Here is a 16,270-nt window from a genome sequence, read left to right as displayed (position 1 = left end):
CGGAGAATCACCATGAAACCCTCGATGGCAATCAAGCCTCTGGTTTTCGCAATTGCTGCGGTCATGGCTGTTGCTGTACAAGCTGGGCAAAATGATCGGCGTAATGACCACCATAACGGCCACCACAACAATGGTCATCACACGCCTCCACCCACCAAGATCCCTGTGTATGCAACGGCCAATGCCTGGGACACCCAAACCAGCACTGGCAACCGCATCTCCAATGAAGGCACCATCAACGAAGCCGAGATGAGTGACTCTGGCACCGGCTCCAGCGGCAACGTTGGCATAAACGTGGCGGCCGGTAACGGCAACCAGCAAGATAACGCCGCTGCCATTGCCAACGCAGGCTCCGACTCGAGCCTGGACAACAGCTTCGTGTTCGGCATGGCCAGTGCCACAGCTGACGTTGTGCAAACCAGCAGAAACAACCGGGTCGACAACTATTCGACCCAGTCTTCGGCTGTGATGAGCGGCTCGGCCAGCGGGGCTGAGGGCAACATTGGCATCAACGTTGCCGGTGGCGACCTCAACCAGCAGAAAAACACCATGGCCATCGCCAACACCGGTGCCCCGCTGGGTAACGCCACTGCCACGGCTTCAGCCAATCAGGACGGCCCAGGCCTGATTGTAAACAACAGCGCCGACCGCACCTATCGGGTGGATACGATTACCATCACCAAATCGGCCAGCGGTTCAAGCTCGAAGGAAGGTAGCTTCAACTCGACCGACGACCGCAGCTCGTCTTCGAGCTTCAGCGTCGCCGGTGCGCAAAGCGCCAGTTCCAGCGGCTCCAGTGGCTGGAACTCCAGCGGCTCGCAATCCAGCAATGCCAGCGGCTCCAACAGTTCGAGCGCAAGTGGCTCGAGCGGCTGGGGTGCCAGTGGCTCTGCCAGCGGCAGCCACAGCGCCTCGAGCAGCGCCAGCCTGGCAGCTTCGCTGGACGCTGCAGCCAACGCCACGCGTACCTTTACCACCGATGATGGCCGTCGCGAGCGCACCCGCTCCAGCACCTTCGATGGTTCGCTGAGCGCGTCGCTGGATGTGTCGGTCGACAAGTCGCACGAAAGTGCATACGACTCGTCGTTCGAGAAAGCATTCGACTCCAACTACGACAAGTCGCATCAATCGGCGTATGACAAGTCCAAAGAATCTTCGTACACCAAGTCTCACGACTCTTCGTACGAGAATGCTTCGGCGTCTGAGTTCTCGAAGTCTGGCGAGCAATCAAAACAATCCTCGAACGACGTTTCGAAGAGCTACAGCGAAAGCAGCGCCTACGACTTGAGCAATACTGTGTCCTTCCAAGTGCTGACCCCGACCGGCTGGGCCAACCCAGTTACCAACACTGCAACCCTTAGCGGTTCGGTGAACGGTGGCAGCGGTAACCTGGGCGTGAACGTAGCAGCCGGTGTGGGCAACCAGCAAAGCAACTCGCTGGCCATCTCCAACACTTCGTTCTGACCGCTGTGCTTGAGGCCCCCTTCGGGGGGCCTTTCTTCAACACACCCTAAGGCATCCGATCATGCGTATTTTCGCCTTGGCGTTTTTGCTGTGCCTGGCCAGCGTGAGCGAAGCAGCACAAATGCCGCTGTCCGTCCTGCCGGGCGGCGCTGTGGTGTTCAAACCGATCCAGAGCTTGCGCGAACGCAAGTTCGCCGACCTGGTGCAACAAAAGACCGACTTCAGCTGCGGCGCGGCCGCGCTGGCGACCATCCTGCGCCAGGCCTACTGGCTGGATGTGGACGAACATCAGATCATCGAAGGCATGCTGGCCCACGCCGACCAGGACCTTGTGCGTACGCAAGGCTTCTCGATGCTCGACATGAAGCGCTACGTCGAAAGCCTCGGGATGCGTGCCCGCGGTTACCGGGTGGCGCCTGAAACCCTGCACAGCGTACGCATTCCTGTCGTGGTGCTGATGGATGTGCGCGGCTACAAGCACTTCGTGGTCATGCAGAAAGTCGACAAAGGTTGGGTGTACATCGGTGATCCGGTGCTGGGCCACAGGCGATACAAGGTCGACGATTTCCTCAAGGGCTGGAACGGCATCATCTTCGCGGTGATCGGCCAGGGTTACGACAAGAACAACATCCTGCTCGACCCGCCCCTGCCACTGACCGCCAAGGGCCGGGTGAACAACTTCACCCCCGTGCAGGACTCAGAGCTGCTGGACTTCGGCTTCATCAGAAGCGACTTCTTCTAACGACTGTTCTAATGACAAGGAGCATGAAGCTCCAGGGAGCATTTCATGAAGACTTCATTGTGGTTGGCCATCGCCTGTCTGGCAGCCAGCCTGCCCAGTCACGCAGAGGCGTTGAAACCCATCGAACTGAAGGACCAGGAGCTGGCCAACCTGCGGGGCCGCTATGTGATGCCCGGACGAATCGTGAGCTTCGGCATTGTCATGTCCAGCACCTGGCAAAATGCAAAAGGGGATGTGATCGGAGCAACGTCCACGCTGCAAGTTCAGCAATCGACCATCAAACCCCAGTTCTATGTATCGATGATCGATAGAAAAGGCGCAGGTACGGCGCCGAGCAGCGCATCTGCAGCCGGGACTGGCGTGGTAACGGGCGGCAACGGCCTGACCACCACCGAAGGTGTGACCCAGGTGGTCCGTGCAGCCGGTGACAACAACGCCGCTTACAACAACGTCGACATCAACGTGACCAAAGCCAACCAGGCCCCCGCCGTACAACAGCAAGGCCAGGTACTGGCCGCCGGCCAGACCCTGGTCGGGGAAAATGGCGCCGGCGCGCTCAGTGTGTCCTCAAGCGGTGTGGGCGTGCAGCTCAACATCAATGCCAGCAACAACCAAGGCAGCAGCGTGCAACGCCTGGCCCAAGGTGGTCTGCTGCAGAACTCGACGCTGCTTGGCAACGGCAACCTGGTCAACAACGTCACCACCCTGAACGTTGTCATGCGCGAGAGCGTGCCGACAGCGGCTTCCCTCAACGGTAGCCTCGACCAGCTCAAAGGTCTTCGCACCTTCGGATACTGATCTACGCTCAGTCTCATCAAAAGTAGTTGGAAGGGACGGCAACTCCATGTACCGATCTTTTACGCTCAGAGCTTTTGTGTGCTTGACTACCTTGGCCCCCGCCACCGCACTTTACGCAGCCGCCGACCCACAAGTCGAAGCGCTGAAACAGGAACTGATTGAACTCAAACGCCGCTATGAGGCACAGCAACAGGCACTGATGGTGCTGGAGCAACGTGTGCGTCAGGTCGAGGAGGCCCCTGCTGCCGCGCAACCCAAACGCTTGGTCAAGTCTCCGGCCGAGGGGGTGAAAGGTGCGCAGACCGTCGCCTCTGGCGCACCGGGCACTACAGGGAGCTCCTACGGCCAGGCGCTGACAGCCGATTCCGAGCCGGCGCAAAGCGTTTCCAACCTGTATGACGAAGCCAGCGGATTCTTTGGCGGGGGCAAGTTCAGCTTCGAAACCGGCGTTACCTATACCCATTACGATACCCGTGCGCTGACCCTCAATGGCTTTCTGGCACTGGACTCGATCTTCCTCGGCAGCATCAACCTTGACCGGATCAAGGCTGACAACTGGACCCTGGACATGACCGCGCGCTACAACCTGGCGCAGCGCTGGCAGTTCGATATCAACGTCCCCGTGGTTTACCGCGAGTCCACCTACTCGTCTGGCGGTGCGGGGGGAGCCGGGGCAACCACTTCCGATGCCAGCGTGACCCGCGACCCGGAAATCGGCGATATCAACGTCGGGGTGGCCTACAAGTTCCTCGACGAGGACGAAACCTGGCCTGACGCAGTGGCCACCCTGCGAATCAAGGCACCGACCGGCAAAGACCCCTATGGCATCAAACTGCGCGAGGTGGACGGCAACAACAACCTCGCGGTACCGGAAAGCCTACCGACCGGCAACGGTGTATGGTCGATCACACCGGGCATCTCGCTGGTCAAGACCTTCGACCCGGCCGTGCTGTTCGGCAGCCTGTCCTACACCTACAACATGCAAGACTCGTTCAGCGACATCAGTCCGCAGGTGAACAGCAAGGTGCCGGGTGACGTCAAGCTTGGCGACTCGTGGCAGATCGGCGGTGGCATCGCCTTTGCCCTGAACGAAAAGATGAGTATGTCGTTCTCGGTATCCGACCAGTTCGCCCGCAAGAGCAAGATCAAACCTGATGGCGGCGACTGGCAATCGATCTCCAACAGTGACTACAACGCCGCCAACTTCAACATTGGCCTGACCTTCGCCGCCACCGACAACCTGACCATCGTGCCCAACCTGTCCATTGGTCTGACCGATGACGCACCTGACTTTTCTTTCAGCCTGAAATTCCCTTATTACTTCTGATAGTTGCCATCGGCCGGGCCTGTGCGAACGGGCCCGGCTTTGGTTACAAGCCTTGTAACCGGCCGCCTTCCCTGCCCAGGCCTGATATCATCAAGCACAGATGCATGACGATTTAATGGCAAAAGGGAAGTTTTTGTGAAGAACCTGTCCGACCACCCAAGCACCCGGCTTGCCGCTTTGGCGGCCCTGGTGCTGGTGATCCCACTGGGTACGCGCGCCATGCTGGGTTGGTCCAACCCGTTCGGTTACCTGTCCGATCTCGCCCTCGGCAGCCTGTTGATAGTGCTGCTACACCGCAGGCCGTGGTGGCTGGCGCTGCCCGTGCTGCTGGCCTGGGCGGCGCTGTGGGTGGCCTCGGCCGAGCTGGTAAGCGCAGTGGGCCGACTGCCCACCAGCGCCGACCTTAATTACCTGACCGACCCGCAATTCATGGAGAATTCGACCGGTGGCGGCCTGGCCCATGCCTGGTTGCCCTGGGCCCTGGGTGGCGGCTTGCTGGCCTGGCTGGCCTGTGCGTGGCGCAGCCGTGCACGGCGTAACCTGCCACTGCCGCGCAAAGGCTGGGCCATACCCGTACTGCTGTTCGGCGCGCATTGGGGCAGCCAGCAGTTGCTACCTTCCGATGCCGACCAGTGGCGGCAATACAACCTCCCCCACCAGTTGATGTCTGCCGGCGTCGGTAACCTGCAACGCCAGGTCGAAGGCTGGATGGGCCGCACGCAACCCTTCACCCCGCTGGCCAGCAGCGGCCTGACTCAATCCGACCTGCATGGGCAAAGGCTGCTTGCCGGCCCGGGAAGCGCCCGCAACTTGCTGGTGATTACCCTGGAAGGCATCCCGGGCGCCTACCTGCAGCCTAACCGCCAGGCGCTGAACAGCCGTTTCAACGACGACTTGATGCCCAAGCTCAGCAAGTGGGCCGAGCGCGGCATGAACACCCCAGACTACGTGCTGCACACCCACCAGACCATCCGTGGCCTGTATGCGATGCTGTGCGGCGATTACGACAAGCTGGCCAACGGCACGCCCAAGGGCGTAGAACTGCTGACCCAAAACGAACGCAACCAGGCCTGCCTGCCGGCGCAATTGCGCCAGGCCGGCTTCACCACCCACTACCTGCAAGGCGCGGGCCTGCGCTTCATGGCCAAGGACCGCATCATGCCGCACATCGGTTTCGATTCGGTGCATGGCCAGGAGTGGTTCGCCAACAAGAACTACCTGGACTTCCCGTGGGGCAAGGATGACCGCGCCTTCTTCGAAGGTGCCCTGGGCTATGTGGGCCAGTTGCAGAAGCAGGACAAGCCATGGATGCTGACGTTGCTCACCGTGGGCACCCACCAGCCCTATTCGGCGCCGGCCGAGTACCTCGAGCGCTTCGACACACCGAAACAGGCAGCGGTCGCCTACCTGGATGACGCAGTCGGGGCATTTCTTGACAATCTCGAGCGCCAGGGCGTCCTCAAGGACACACTGGTGGTGGTGACTTCCGACGAGTCTCACGGCATCGATGGCGTGCGCCTGGCGTCGTCCTGGGGCTTCAACCTTACCCTGGCGCCGGAGCAAGCCCAGCTGCCAACCATCAAGCGCGGCACCTACGGCCATATCGACCTGGCCACCTCGCTGCTCGACTACTTCGCACTGCCCATTCCTGTGGCGCTTGGCGGTCGCTCGTTGTACCGCGACTACGACAGCGGCCGCGAAATGATCTCCTACACCAACGGCATGCTGCGCTACCACAATGGCCAGGGCCTGTTCACTGAATGTGACTTCCAACAGCGCTGCCGGCGTTATGCCAGTGAGGGCTTTATCGCCGACCAGGCCCGCTACCTCGGGCCGGCCGACAGCTTGCTGGGCCAACAGATCGGCGCATTGGCCGGGGTGCTCGACCAATCCTTGCTGCAAACCCCACTCAACCTGCGTTACCAGTTCGGCGGCCCTTCGCCGATCAAGTTGCGCAAGCGCATTGACGATGACTGGGCCGACAACCTCATTGGCGCCCAGTATCTGGAAATGCCCGGAGGCTCGCATACCCGCGTGCGGGTCAAGGTCCGCTCGCTGGACCCTGAACGTGCGGCTTATATCCGGCTCAAGGCCAAGCAGTTGGAACAGGACGTGCCGCTGGGCTTGCCAGAAGAGGTAAAGGTCACTGCCGACGCGCCACTGGAGATGGAGTTCAGCTTCGACAACCCGACCGAGCGCAAGGCGTTTTCCTTCCACTTGCTGGGCTATGGCGGCGGCAAGGTAGAAGTCAGCGACTTCAGCGTGATCACCGCCCTGCCGGGTGAGGATGACGACGCCGATGAACTGGCCGAGGGGCATATCGCTCATTCGGGCTAAGCAGGTACCGCTCATCGCCCGGTCACCGGTGCTTGTCGAATCGACCTGGTCGTACTCGACCAAGGTGTGAATCCCCCAGCGAGGAGACAGCACCATGAGCACCCACGAAAGCAGGCACCCGGTGGTTTCCCGCAGCCAGTGGCTGGCAGCCCGCCAGCAACTGTGGCTGCACGAAAAGGCGTTTACCCACCACCGCGACGCGCTAGCTGCAGCCCGTCGCTCCCTGCCTTGGGTAAAGGTCGAGCAGGATTACCGCTTCTTCGGCCCGAACGGCGCGTTGAGCCTGGCCGACCTGTTCGCAGGCCGCAGCCAGTTGTTGCTTTACCACTTCATGTTCGCCGAGGGTTGGAGCGAGGGCTGCCCCGGCTGCTCTTTTCTGGCCGACCACTTTGACGGCGCCAACCTGCACCTGGCCCACCACGATGTGTCGCTGGTGGCGGTGTCACGGGCCCCGTATGCTGAATTTCAGGCATTTCGCCAGCGCATGGGCTGGCAGTTCCCGTGGTATTCGTCGCATGGCAGCCCCTTCAACGAGGACTTTGGCGTCAGTGTCGGCAGTGAAGGCCAACGGCAGTACAACTATGAGCCGTATGAGGGCAATGAAAGCGAGCTGCCCGGCTTGAGTGCGTTTTTCCGCGAAGGCGACGGCAGCGTGTACCACACCTACTCAACCTACGCCCGCGGGCTGGACATTCTGGTCAACACCTACAACTTCCTCGACATTGCGCCACTGGGGCGCAATGAAGGTGGGACCATGGACTGGGTGCGGCACCATGACCGCTATGAAGGGCAACCGGACAAGCCTCACTGTTGTCACAAATGATGCAGGCAACACACACCTGTGGGGCAACTGTCTTGATCAACATTCGAAGGCTTGCGCGGTCGCCCCGTAGGAGCGGGTTCACCCGCGAAAGGGCCGGGCCTGCTGGCCAATCTCCACCCGCCGTTCACCGTCGCCGCCGCTACCGTATTCGCGGGTAAACCCGCTCCTACACACAGATCGTTGGTGGACACACGTCGGTGGTTTGACACAGCCCGTCGTGTAGGAGCGGGTTCACCCGCGAAAGGGCCGGGCCTGCTGGCCAATCTCCACCCGCCGTTCACCGTTGCCGCCGCTACCGTATTCGCGGGTAAACCCGCTCCTACACCTGATCGGGGGTGGACACACATCGGTGATTGGACACAGCCCGTCGTGTAGGAGCGGGTTCACCCGCGAAAGGGCCGGGCCTGCTGGCCAATCTCGACCCGCCGTTCACCGTTGCCGCCGCTACCGTATTCGCGGGTAAACCCGCTCCTACACCTGATCGGGAGTGGACACACATCGGTGATTGGACACAGCCCGTCGTAGGAGCGGGTTCACCCGCGAACACCGGCAGAGCCGGTGCCAGCCACCGCGTTGGTCTCTGTGCGGACATGCCCGCACAGAGACCTCGATCTGTCAGGCTCGCACACCCAGCATCCCGCGCTCGACGATAAAGTCGATCACCGCCTGCAACCCCTCGCCCTTCTTCAGGTTGCTGAAGGTCCAGGGCCGCTGTGGCCGCATGCGCTGGGTGTCGCGCTCCATCACCTCCAGTGAAGCCCCTACATAAGGCGCCAGGTCGGTCTTGTTGATCACCAGGAAGTCGGACTTGGTAATGCCTGGGCCGCCCTTGCGCGGGATTTTCTCGCCCTCGGCCACGTCGATCACGTAAATGGTCAAGTCAGCCAGCTCCGGGCTGAACGTGGCGCTGAGGTTGTCACCGCCGCTTTCCACGAAAATGACTTCGAGGTTACCGAACTTGCGCGCCAGCGCTTCGACCGCCGCCAGGTTCATCGAGGCGTCTTCACGAATGGCCGTGTGCGGGCAGCCGCCGGTCTCCACGCCAACGATGCGCTCCGGCTCAAGGGCGCCGGCCTCGGTGAGGATGCGCTGGTCTTCCTTGGTGTAGATGTCGTTGGTAACCACGGCGATCTGGTAGTGATCGCGCATGGCCTTGCACAGCGCTTCCAGCAGTGCGGTCTTGCCAGAGCCGACCGGGCCGCCGACACCGACGCGCAGGGGTTGTTGATAGCTTTGCATGCAGGCAGTCCTCAGGAACGGAACAAACGAGTGTATTGGGTTTCGTGACGCGATGAAGCGATGGCCAGCAGCGGCAAGCCGCCGCCAAGCTGGTCATCGCCCAGGGCCAGTGCCTGGTCCAGTGCAGCGGGCAAGTCGGCGCCGAGGTCGCGCAGCAAGGTCTGGGCAGCCTGCTGGCCGAACGGCACCAGCTTGACCCCGGCCATGACCGCGCCCTCCAGCCAGGCAAAGCCATGGCCCAATGCCAGTTGGCGCAACGGGATGGCCCAGTGCGCAGCCAGCCAGGCCATGCCGCCCAACTGGGTCAGCTCAAGGCTGGCGCGCCAGGCGGGTGCCTGGCCCAGTTGCCAGCCGTCGAGCAACCGCGCCAGCGCTGCGCCGCGCTGCTGTTCTTCCAGGCGCAGCTCGGCGGTTTCGCGGTTGGCCAGCAAGAACCGGCTCCAGTGACCGAACGCTTCGGCGTCCTCAGCCTGGCAGGCGTGGTACAGACGCGCCAGCACCGGCCAGTCGAGGCAGGCCAGGGTGTCGTGAACCTGCTCACGCTGCCAGCCGGCAAAACTGTCCACGCCCCGAACCCAGCCGGCCTCGACCGCCCACTCCAGGCCTTGCGAATAGGTAAAACCACCCACCGGCAAGCCGGGGCTGGCCAACTGCAGCAGGCGCAGCAGCGCCAGGTCGCTGTTCATCAACCGGCCAGCACCAGCGCGGCGCCGGCCAAAAGGCCACCGCCAAAGGCCTTCTGCAGGCCGCTGTGGCGGCGCAGCAGGCAACCGACTGCAAAGCCCGCCGCCAGCAGCAAGCCGCTGACCACGACAAACCCCGCGCTGAACTGCCAGAACGCGCTCGGCGTGGCTTCTACGCCATGTGCCCAACCATGGAACAAGGCGAACACCGGCATGGCCATGGCCAGCAGCGACTGGCGGCTGGGCAGCAGCACCGCCCCGGCAGCCACCAGCAGCGACACGGCAATCAGGGTTTCCATGCCCAGCACATCGCCAAACAGGTGACCGCACACGGCGCCACCGAACATGGCCGCCAGGGTCGCCAGGGGCAATGTCAGGTTGCGCCGGGTCAACGCGGCGAGCACGCCGGTGCCCAGCAGCATCAGCAGGTGATCGAGCCCGGTCAGCGGGTGCAGCAGGCCGTCCTGCAGCGGGTTGCTGTCATGGCCCGGATGGGCGAAGGCTGGCAGTGCCAGCATCAACAGAAACAGGGCGAAAGTCTTTTTCATCGGTTGCTCCAGGGCAGTTCAGGAATGGGCAGGCAGGCGTACGAACGGGTGATCGTGGCCATGGGCATGACTGTGGCTGTGGCCATGCGGTGCACTTTGGTAAGCGCCCGCTTCAGGCTCGAACGGGGCCTGTTCGGCCTCTACCGTCAGGCCCAGCCCCCGCAGCATGTCGTCCAGCACATGGTCGTGTTGGAAGCGCAACAGCCCGGGTTCGATCTGCAGCGGCACATGGCGGTTACCCAGGTGGTAGGCGGCGCGGGCCAACAGGTGTGGATCGGCACAGCGCACCGTCGACACCGCCTCGGGCGCCGCCAGCACGCGGATCAGCTGGGTGCCCTCGGCATCGGCCAGCAGTTCACCTCCGCGCAGCAGGTGGCCGCGCTCCAGCATCAGCCCGGCTTCGCGGCCATCGTCCAGGGTTACTCGCAGGCGGCTCTTGATACGGTTGTCCACGTCGAGGGTGACAGTGCCACTGACAACCCGCGTGCCGGGTTCGGATATACGGCGGCTCAAGACAATCATGGGTGCTCCTCAGAACAGGAAATAGCGCTGGGCCAGCGGCAGTTCGCTGGCCGGTTCGCAGACCAGCAGCTCGCCATCGGCACGCACCTGATAGGTCTGCGCATCGACTTCGATCAGCGGCTGCAGGGTGTTGTGGACCATGTCCGGCTTGCGTACCCGCCGGCAGCCGTTGACCACGCCAATCAGGCTGCGCAGGTTCAGCGCCTCGGCCAGCCCGCGGTCCATTGCCGCCTGGGGCAGGAATGTCATGCGTGTGGCATGCCGAGCCGCCCCCAGCGCGCCGAACATCGGCCGATAGTGCACCGGCTGCGGGGTGGGAATAGAGCCGTTGATGTCACCCATGGGCGCGGTGACGATCATCCCGCCCTTGAGCACCAAAGCCGGCTTGACCGCAAAGAACGCTGGCGACCACAGCACCAGGTCGGCCAGTTTGCCGACCTCCACCGAGCCCACTTCGTGACCGATGCCATGGGTGAGTGCCGGGTTGATGGTGTACTTGGCGATGTAGCGCTTGACCCGGAAGTTGTCGCTGTACGGGGTGTCCGGTGCCAGCGGCCCGCGACGCAGCTTCATCTGGTGCGCCACCTGCCAGGTGCGCAGCACCACCTCGCCAACCCGGCCCATGGCCTGGGAGTCGGACGAGGTCATGGCAAAGGCGCCCATGTCGTGGAGGATGTCCTCGGCAGCGATGGTTTCGCGGCGAATGCGCGACTCGGCGAAGGCCACGTCCTCGGCGATGCTCGGGTCCAGGTGGTGGCAGACCATGAGCATGTCCAGGTGCTCGTCCACGGTGTTGATCGTGTACGGCAGGGTCGGGTTGGTCGAGGATGGCAGCACGTTGGCCTGCCCCGCCGCACGGATGATGTCCGGGGCATGGCCGCCACCGGCACCTTCGGTATGAAAGGTGTGGATGGTGCGGTCGCCGATGGCCGCCAACGTGTCTTCGATACAGCCCGACTCGTTGAGGGTGTCGGTGTGAATCGCCACCTGGATATCCATTTCCTCGGCCACGCCCAGGCAACAGTCGATGGCTGCTGGCGTAGAGCCCCAGTCTTCATGCAGTTTGAGCCCGACAGCACCTGCGGCAATCTGCTCGCGCAGCGCGTCCGGCCGCGAGGCATTGCCCTTGCCCAGCAGCCCGATGTTGATCGGCAAGCTGTCGGCGGCATGCAACATGCGCGCTAGGTACCAAGGGCCGGGCGTGCAGGTGGTGGCATTGGTGCCAGTGGCCGGCCCGGTTCCACCGCCGATGAACGTGGTGACACCGCTGTTCAATGCCTCGTCCACCTGCTGCGGGCAAATGAAGTGGATATGCGAATCGACTCCCCCGGCGGTGACGATCTTGCCCTCGGCCGCGATCACCTCGGTCCCCGGCCCAACCGGCACGTTCACGCCCGGCTGCACATCGGGGTTGCCGGCCTTGCCGATCACCGCAATGCGTCCATGCTTGATGCCGATGTCGGCTTTGACGATGCCCCAGTGGTCGATGATCAGCGCATTGGTCAACACCAGGTCCATGGCCTCGGCCGCCAGCATCTGGCCCTGCCCCATGCCATCACGAATAACCTTGCCGCCGCCGAACTTCACCTCTTCGCCGTAGATCGTGAAGTCTTTCTCGACCTCCACCCACAGCGCAGTGTCGGCCAGGCGCACGCGGTCGCCAACCGTGGGGCCGAACATGTCGGCATAGGCCTGACGGGAAATACGGCTCATGCCCTGCCCTCCAGCGCGCCCATCACCTTGCCCTGAAAACCATAGACCTCACGCTTGCCGGCGTACGCCACCAGTTGCACGGTACGCGCCTGACCCGGCTCGAAGCGCACGGCAGTGCCGGCCGGGATGTCCAGGCGAAAGCCCAGGGTTGGCGCACGGTCGAATACCAGCGCGTCGTTGACCTCGTAGAAGTGGTAGTGCGAGCCGACCTGCACCGGCCGGTCGCCATGGTTGGCCACACTGACGCTGACCGTTTCTCGGCCACTGTTCAACTCGATGTCGCCCGTGGCGACCTGGATTTCACCTGGGATCATGCGACGCTCCTTGGCGGTTTCAGACGATGGGGTCATGCACGGTCACCAACTTGGTGCCATCCGGGAAGGTCGCTTCGACCTGCACGTCGTGAAGCATCTCAGCGATACCGGGCATTACCTGCTCACGGGTCAGCACTTCACGCCCCAGGCTCATCAGTTCGGCGACTGTGCGGCCATCGCGGGCGCCTTCGAGCACCGCGGCACTGATCAGCGCCACGGCCTCCGGGTAGTTGAGCTTCAGGCCACGGGCCAGACGCCGCTCCGCCAGCAGCGCGGCAGTGAACAGCAGCAGTTTGTCTTTCTCTCTCGGGGTAAGCTCCATGGCGCTCTCTCAGGTAGCCCAGATACGCGGCGGACAGGCTGGCAGGCCGAGGATGGCCGGGCGCAGCACATGCCACAGGCGTTGCAGGGTGCGTTGCAGGTGTTGGTTGTCATGGTCGAGCACGCGGATCACCAGCAACGACCCGAGCAGGGTCGCACCGGCCGGGTTGCCCAGTTCATCGAGTAGCGGGCGCACCTGCTCCAGTACTGCCTGATCGGCAGGTGCGGCACAAAAGGTGGCGAGTAGCGGATGCCCACCCAGCTTGCCCAGGTGCCCGCCTGCGAGCCGCAGGCGCTCATGCAGGCCAACTTCGTCAGGCAGTTCGATGTGCAAAAGGCTGTCGAGGGCGCCGTGGTCGAAACGCTCGTTCATGACCGGACGGCCCAGGCACAGGGTTTCCCAGGCCAGCAGGCGGGCGCCCGGCTCGAGGGTAAAACGGCTGGCGAGGCTGGCGCGGGCGCCGGAGAAGAAGATGCTGTCCTGCGGCAGCCACTCCAGGGTGCTGCCCGTGGCCATGTGGAAGCGTTGGGTCAACCGCGCGGTCGGGCCAATGCTGCGGTAGAACTTGCTGGCGCCGGGCATGGTCAGCAGCGCGTGGCTACCCGGCTCCAGGTGAATGTCCAGTTCCAGGCGGTCGCCGGCGACGATACCGCCCGGCGGGTGCAGGACATAGACATGGCACGGCGCACCTTCAGGATAGAAAGGCCGCTGCACCAAAAGAGGTCCGAAATGCTTCCACGCACCAAGGCGGGTCACGCCGTCACGCTGCACAAAGCGCAACTGCAGGTGAGCACTCCAGCCTGCATCGTCTTGCTGTTGTTCGATCTGCTCCGCGAGCGACATCCTGCGGCCCCTGAAATCCGTGGCCTGCTGGCCGTTTAGAGGGTCCGGCGCGGGCGCCTGCTAGCGCGCACGGCCTGACCACTCGATCAAATTCGCAGGCTGGATATAGCAGGTTGCGGGCCAACTTCGCAGGTGAACGATGATGAAACCTGTGCGGTGCCCGCTCTGGCATCGGGCACGCGGGGGAATGGCGCACAAAGCAGGGGCGTGTGTCGGCCCTGTTTCGGTGCCGGCATACGTGAAAAGGGGGCTGCTTTGAGCCCCACAATATCAAGCCTCAGTAATCGAAGCGGTCCACGGCACGCCGACGCTCGTTGTCATCACGCCGGTCATAGATGGCCGTGGTCTGGATATTGGCATGGTGCGCCAGCTTCTGCGCAATCGACAGGTCGTGCTCTTCGATCACCCGGGTAATGAATGCCCGGCGAAAATCGTGCGGCATGATCTTCACCCCCACCTGCGCGCCGCGCTGGCGGGCAATGTAGTAGATCGCATGCTTGGTAATGCGCGCCCGGGTAATGTGGTTGCCGCGACGGATGCGGTTGAACAGGAACGGGTCATCTTCCGCCCCGGCAGGCAGGTCCTGGCGGCGCAGTTCAAGCCAGGCCTGCAGCTTCTCGAACGCCCACGGCGGTGCGTACTTGACCAGCTGGTGGTTGCCCTTGCCCACTACCTGCAGGCTGCGCGCCTCGAAGTCGACCTGGTCGAGGTCGATGTCGACCGACTCCGACTTGCGCATGCCGGTGCCGTACAGCAAGGCAATGATCGCCGCATCACGTACCCCCTGTGGCCGCGGGTCGGCGGCGCACACATCCATCAGCTCGCGGATCAGGCTGCGGCGCAGGTTGCGCCCTGGCGGCAGGCGGCTGCCCGTGGCGGGCTTGACCTCGCGAATACGCAACAGCTGCTCGTGGTCGATCAGGCCCTGACGCCAGGCCTCGTTCATCACCCCGCGAATCGCGTTGACGTACAGCGACGAGCTGTTGGGCGCGTAGCCATCGGCACGCAGGGCAGCCACCAGTGCAATCACATGGCCCGGCTCGAGCCGATGCCAAGGCACATCGACAATGTTGCAGTCGACAAAACCTAGCCGGTCGGCGGCGTCCTGAAGAATGTAGCGCATGGTTTGCTGGCTGGATGGGGCCAGACGGGCCATGTACTGCAGCAGCGGATTTTTCGAGAGGTCGGACAAAACGTGAATCCTGTAGCGAAGCGTCAGCCGGCACTGAACCAGGCAAACCCTGAAGCAAGTCAAAACGACATACAAGCCAGTCTGAATGACCGCAATACGCGCGTGTCATTCGGACCCTGAGAAGTGCCATCACCTTGATATTCAAGGGCTTTGCAACTGGCACGGATCGTGATCTTACCCCAATTGAAGCCTACTGAACGAACCAAGGACTGCCCATGCTCGTGCAACCCACTGCTTCACGCCCACGCCAAGCCGTCTGGAGCCTGGGTTTTCGCCCGTTCTTCCTGGGTGGCAGTTTGTTTGCGCTGATCGCCCTGCTGTTGTGGGCCGGCGTACTGGCTGGGGCACTGGCCCCTGCACCGCCCGGGGGTATGCTCGCCTGGCACCGCCACGAGATGCTTTACGGCTTCGCCGCCGCCATTATCGCGGGTTTTCTGCTGACCGCCGTGCAGAACTGGAGCGGCATCCCAGGCTTGAGCGGGCGGGCGCTGCAGGGTGTGTTCCTGCTTTGGCTGCTGGGGCGGGTAAGCTGGTTTATGCCACTACCGGGTAGCTTGCTGGTACTGGTCGAGGGCAGCTTCCTGCCATTGGTGGCATTGAGCCTGGCACGACCGGTCCTGCAACGGCGCCTGCGCAACAACTACCCGATCGTCGTACTGGTGCTGTTGATTGCCGCCTGCCAGTGGCTGACCTTGGCCGGCTGGTTACACCAGGACGAACTGTGGCAGCGTCGTGGAATATTTGCCGGGCTGTGGCTGGTGACGGCGATGATGACCGTACTCGGCGGCCGGGTCATACCATTCTTTACCCGCCGTGGCCTGGGTTACCTTGACGCGGCCCCTGCCCGCCCATGGCTGGACCGAGCCTGCCTGTTGCTCGGCGTCGCAGTACCGCTGGCGTTTGCCACCGGCCTGGCCGATACGCCGCAAGCAAGCCTGGCGGTGCTGTTTTTTGCCTTGTTCGCGCTGCATGCGACCCGACTGGTGCTGTGGCACGACCGTGGCCTGTGGCGCGTACCGTTGCTGTGGTCGCTACACCTGGCCTACGCCTGGCTCGCCCTGGCCTGCCTGGGCATGGCGTTGTGGCATAGCGGGGTGGCCCTGAGCCCGAGCCTGGTGACCCACGCGCTGACCGTTGGCGCCATGACCGGGCTGATCCTGGCTATGATGGCGCGGGTCAGCCTGGGCCACACCGGCAGGCCATTGCAGGTGCCGACCAGCATTGCCTGGGCCTTTGCCCTGATGCAACTGGCGACCTTGGCCCGGGTGATTCTGCCGCTGTTCACATCGCTGGGGGTAAGCGTTTCGGCACTGTGCTGGAGCCTGGCGCTGTTGCTGTTCCTGCGCCATTACCTGCCCATCCTGCTGCGGCCCCGGGCAGACGGAATGCCCGGTTGACGTGCT

The 16,270-nt window shown here is 63.1% G+C and carries 16 protein-coding genes; 7 read left to right on the top strand and 9 right to left on the bottom strand.

Features of this window, described 5'->3' with window-relative positions:
- The first annotated feature begins 12 nt into the window (after positions 1–12).
- From KW568_RS13730 to KW568_RS13705, 6 genes are all read left to right on the top strand, one after another.
- Positions 13–1,464, top strand: coding sequence for a hypothetical protein (locus KW568_RS13730; protein ID WP_003253916.1), 1,452 nt, complete (start codon positions 13–15; stop codon positions 1,462–1,464).
- Between the two features lie 61 nt (positions 1,465–1,525).
- Positions 1,526–2,206: a C39 family peptidase gene (locus KW568_RS13725; RefSeq protein ID WP_003253917.1), complete on the top strand. Its 681-nt coding sequence runs from the start codon at positions 1,526–1,528 to the stop codon at positions 2,204–2,206.
- 45 nt (positions 2,207–2,251) lie between these two features.
- Positions 2,252–3,004 (top strand): hypothetical protein, encoded by a 753-nt coding sequence (locus KW568_RS13720; protein ID WP_004577465.1) that lies wholly within the window; start codon positions 2,252–2,254, stop codon positions 3,002–3,004.
- Positions 3,005–3,050: 46 nt separating this feature from the next.
- Positions 3,051–4,331 (top strand): hypothetical protein, encoded by a 1,281-nt coding sequence (locus KW568_RS13715; protein WP_004577464.1) that lies wholly within the window; start codon positions 3,051–3,053, stop codon positions 4,329–4,331.
- Between the two features lie 135 nt (positions 4,332–4,466).
- Positions 4,467–6,668, top strand: coding sequence for an LTA synthase family protein (locus tag KW568_RS13710; protein ID WP_004577463.1), 2,202 nt, complete (start codon positions 4,467–4,469; stop codon positions 6,666–6,668).
- A gap of 94 nt (positions 6,669–6,762) precedes the next feature.
- A complete protein-coding gene (locus tag KW568_RS13705) occupies positions 6,763–7,491 on the top strand; it encodes a thioredoxin family protein (RefSeq protein ID WP_004577462.1) in 729 nt (242 codons plus the stop codon).
- 615 nt (positions 7,492–8,106) lie between these two features.
- Here the strand turns inward: KW568_RS13705 and ureG are convergent.
- The 9 genes from ureG to xerC all read right to left on the bottom strand — a co-directional run bounded on the left by ureG (position 8,107) and on the right by xerC (position 14,867).
- The gene (ureG, locus tag KW568_RS13700; RefSeq protein WP_003253923.1) at positions 8,107–8,730 is read right to left on the bottom strand and encodes an urease accessory protein UreG; all 624 of its coding nucleotides are present in this window, start codon (positions 8,728–8,730) and stop codon (positions 8,107–8,109) included.
- Between the two features lie 11 nt (positions 8,731–8,741).
- The gene (locus KW568_RS13695; RefSeq protein WP_004576555.1) at positions 8,742–9,416 is read right to left on the bottom strand and encodes an urease accessory protein UreF; all 675 of its coding nucleotides are present in this window, start codon (positions 9,414–9,416) and stop codon (positions 8,742–8,744) included.
- On the bottom strand, positions 9,416–9,961 hold the full coding sequence (locus tag KW568_RS13690; RefSeq protein ID WP_003253925.1) for a HupE/UreJ family protein: 546 nt from the start codon (positions 9,959–9,961) through the stop codon (positions 9,416–9,418). The genes KW568_RS13695 and KW568_RS13690 overlap by 1 nt, the downstream gene beginning before the upstream one ends.
- Before the next feature lie 18 nt (positions 9,962–9,979).
- A complete protein-coding gene (ureE, locus tag KW568_RS13685; protein ID WP_004576554.1) occupies positions 9,980–10,483 on the bottom strand; it encodes an urease accessory protein UreE in 504 nt (167 codons plus the stop codon).
- A gap of 9 nt (positions 10,484–10,492) precedes the next feature.
- Positions 10,493–12,196 (bottom strand): urease subunit alpha, encoded by a 1,704-nt coding sequence (gene ureC, locus KW568_RS13680; protein WP_004576553.1) that lies wholly within the window; start codon positions 12,194–12,196, stop codon positions 10,493–10,495.
- A complete protein-coding gene (locus KW568_RS13675) occupies positions 12,193–12,510 on the bottom strand; it encodes an urease subunit beta (RefSeq protein WP_003253928.1) in 318 nt (105 codons plus the stop codon). The genes ureC and KW568_RS13675 overlap by 4 nt, the downstream gene beginning before the upstream one ends.
- 19 nt (positions 12,511–12,529) lie before the next feature.
- The gene (locus KW568_RS13670; RefSeq protein WP_003253929.1) at positions 12,530–12,832 is read right to left on the bottom strand and encodes an urease subunit gamma; all 303 of its coding nucleotides are present in this window, start codon (positions 12,830–12,832) and stop codon (positions 12,530–12,532) included.
- A gap of 9 nt (positions 12,833–12,841) precedes the next feature.
- Positions 12,842–13,675, bottom strand: a complete 834-nt coding sequence (locus KW568_RS13665) for an urease accessory protein UreD (protein ID WP_003253930.1) — start codon at positions 13,673–13,675, stop codon at positions 12,842–12,844.
- Between the two features lie 277 nt (positions 13,676–13,952).
- Positions 13,953–14,867: a tyrosine recombinase XerC gene (gene xerC / locus KW568_RS13660; RefSeq protein ID WP_004576552.1), complete on the bottom strand. Its 915-nt coding sequence runs from the start codon at positions 14,865–14,867 to the stop codon at positions 13,953–13,955.
- A 215-nt stretch (positions 14,868–15,082) separates the two neighbouring features.
- On the opposite strand from xerC, the gene KW568_RS13655 reads away from it, so the two are divergent.
- On the top strand, positions 15,083–16,264 hold the full coding sequence (locus KW568_RS13655) for an NnrS family protein (RefSeq protein WP_003253932.1): 1,182 nt from the start codon (positions 15,083–15,085) through the stop codon (positions 16,262–16,264).
- Positions 16,265–16,270 lie beyond the last annotated feature (6 nt).

Source organism: Pseudomonas sp. HD6515 (assembly GCF_024971855.1).
In the GTDB taxonomy this organism is placed as follows: domain Bacteria; phylum Pseudomonadota; class Gammaproteobacteria; order Pseudomonadales; family Pseudomonadaceae; genus Aquipseudomonas; species Aquipseudomonas alloputida.
Note: the sequence above shows the minus strand (reverse complement) of the source record. Positions and strands in the feature narration are given on the sequence as shown.

What these genes read in the sequence shown, in the direction of transcription:
- KW568_RS13730 (WP_003253916.1), top strand. Translation starts at nt 13, where the DNA reads ATGAAACCCTCGATGGCAATCAAGCCTCTGGTTTTCGCAATTGCTGCG.
- KW568_RS13725 (WP_003253917.1), top strand. Translation starts at nt 1,526, where the DNA reads ATGCGTATTTTCGCCTTGGCGTTTTTGCTGTGCCTGGCCAGCGTGAGC.
- KW568_RS13720 (WP_004577465.1), top strand. Translation starts at nt 2,252, where the DNA reads ATGAAGACTTCATTGTGGTTGGCCATCGCCTGTCTGGCAGCCAGCCTG.
- KW568_RS13715 (WP_004577464.1), top strand. Translation starts at nt 3,051, where the DNA reads ATGTACCGATCTTTTACGCTCAGAGCTTTTGTGTGCTTGACTACCTTG.
- KW568_RS13705 (WP_004577462.1), top strand. Translation starts at nt 6,763, where the DNA reads ATGAGCACCCACGAAAGCAGGCACCCGGTGGTTTCCCGCAGCCAGTGG.
- ureG (WP_003253923.1), bottom strand. Translation starts at nt 8,730, where the DNA reads ATGCAAAGCTATCAACAACCCCTGCGCGTCGGTGTCGGCGGCCCGGTC.
- KW568_RS13695 (WP_004576555.1), bottom strand. Translation starts at nt 9,416, where the DNA reads ATGAACAGCGACCTGGCGCTGCTGCGCCTGCTGCAGTTGGCCAGCCCC.
- KW568_RS13690 (WP_003253925.1), bottom strand. Translation starts at nt 9,961, where the DNA reads ATGAAAAAGACTTTCGCCCTGTTTCTGTTGATGCTGGCACTGCCAGCC.
- ureE (WP_004576554.1), bottom strand. Translation starts at nt 10,483, where the DNA reads ATGATTGTCTTGAGCCGCCGTATATCCGAACCCGGCACGCGGGTTGTC.
- ureC (WP_004576553.1), bottom strand. Translation starts at nt 12,196, where the DNA reads ATGAGCCGTATTTCCCGTCAGGCCTATGCCGACATGTTCGGCCCCACG.
- KW568_RS13675 (WP_003253928.1), bottom strand. Translation starts at nt 12,510, where the DNA reads ATGATCCCAGGTGAAATCCAGGTCGCCACGGGCGACATCGAGTTGAAC.
- KW568_RS13670 (WP_003253929.1), bottom strand. Translation starts at nt 12,832, where the DNA reads ATGGAGCTTACCCCGAGAGAGAAAGACAAACTGCTGCTGTTCACTGCC.
- KW568_RS13665 (WP_003253930.1), bottom strand. Translation starts at nt 13,675, where the DNA reads ATGTCGCTCGCGGAGCAGATCGAACAACAGCAAGACGATGCAGGCTGG.
- KW568_RS13655 (WP_003253932.1), top strand. Translation starts at nt 15,083, where the DNA reads ATGCTCGTGCAACCCACTGCTTCACGCCCACGCCAAGCCGTCTGGAGC.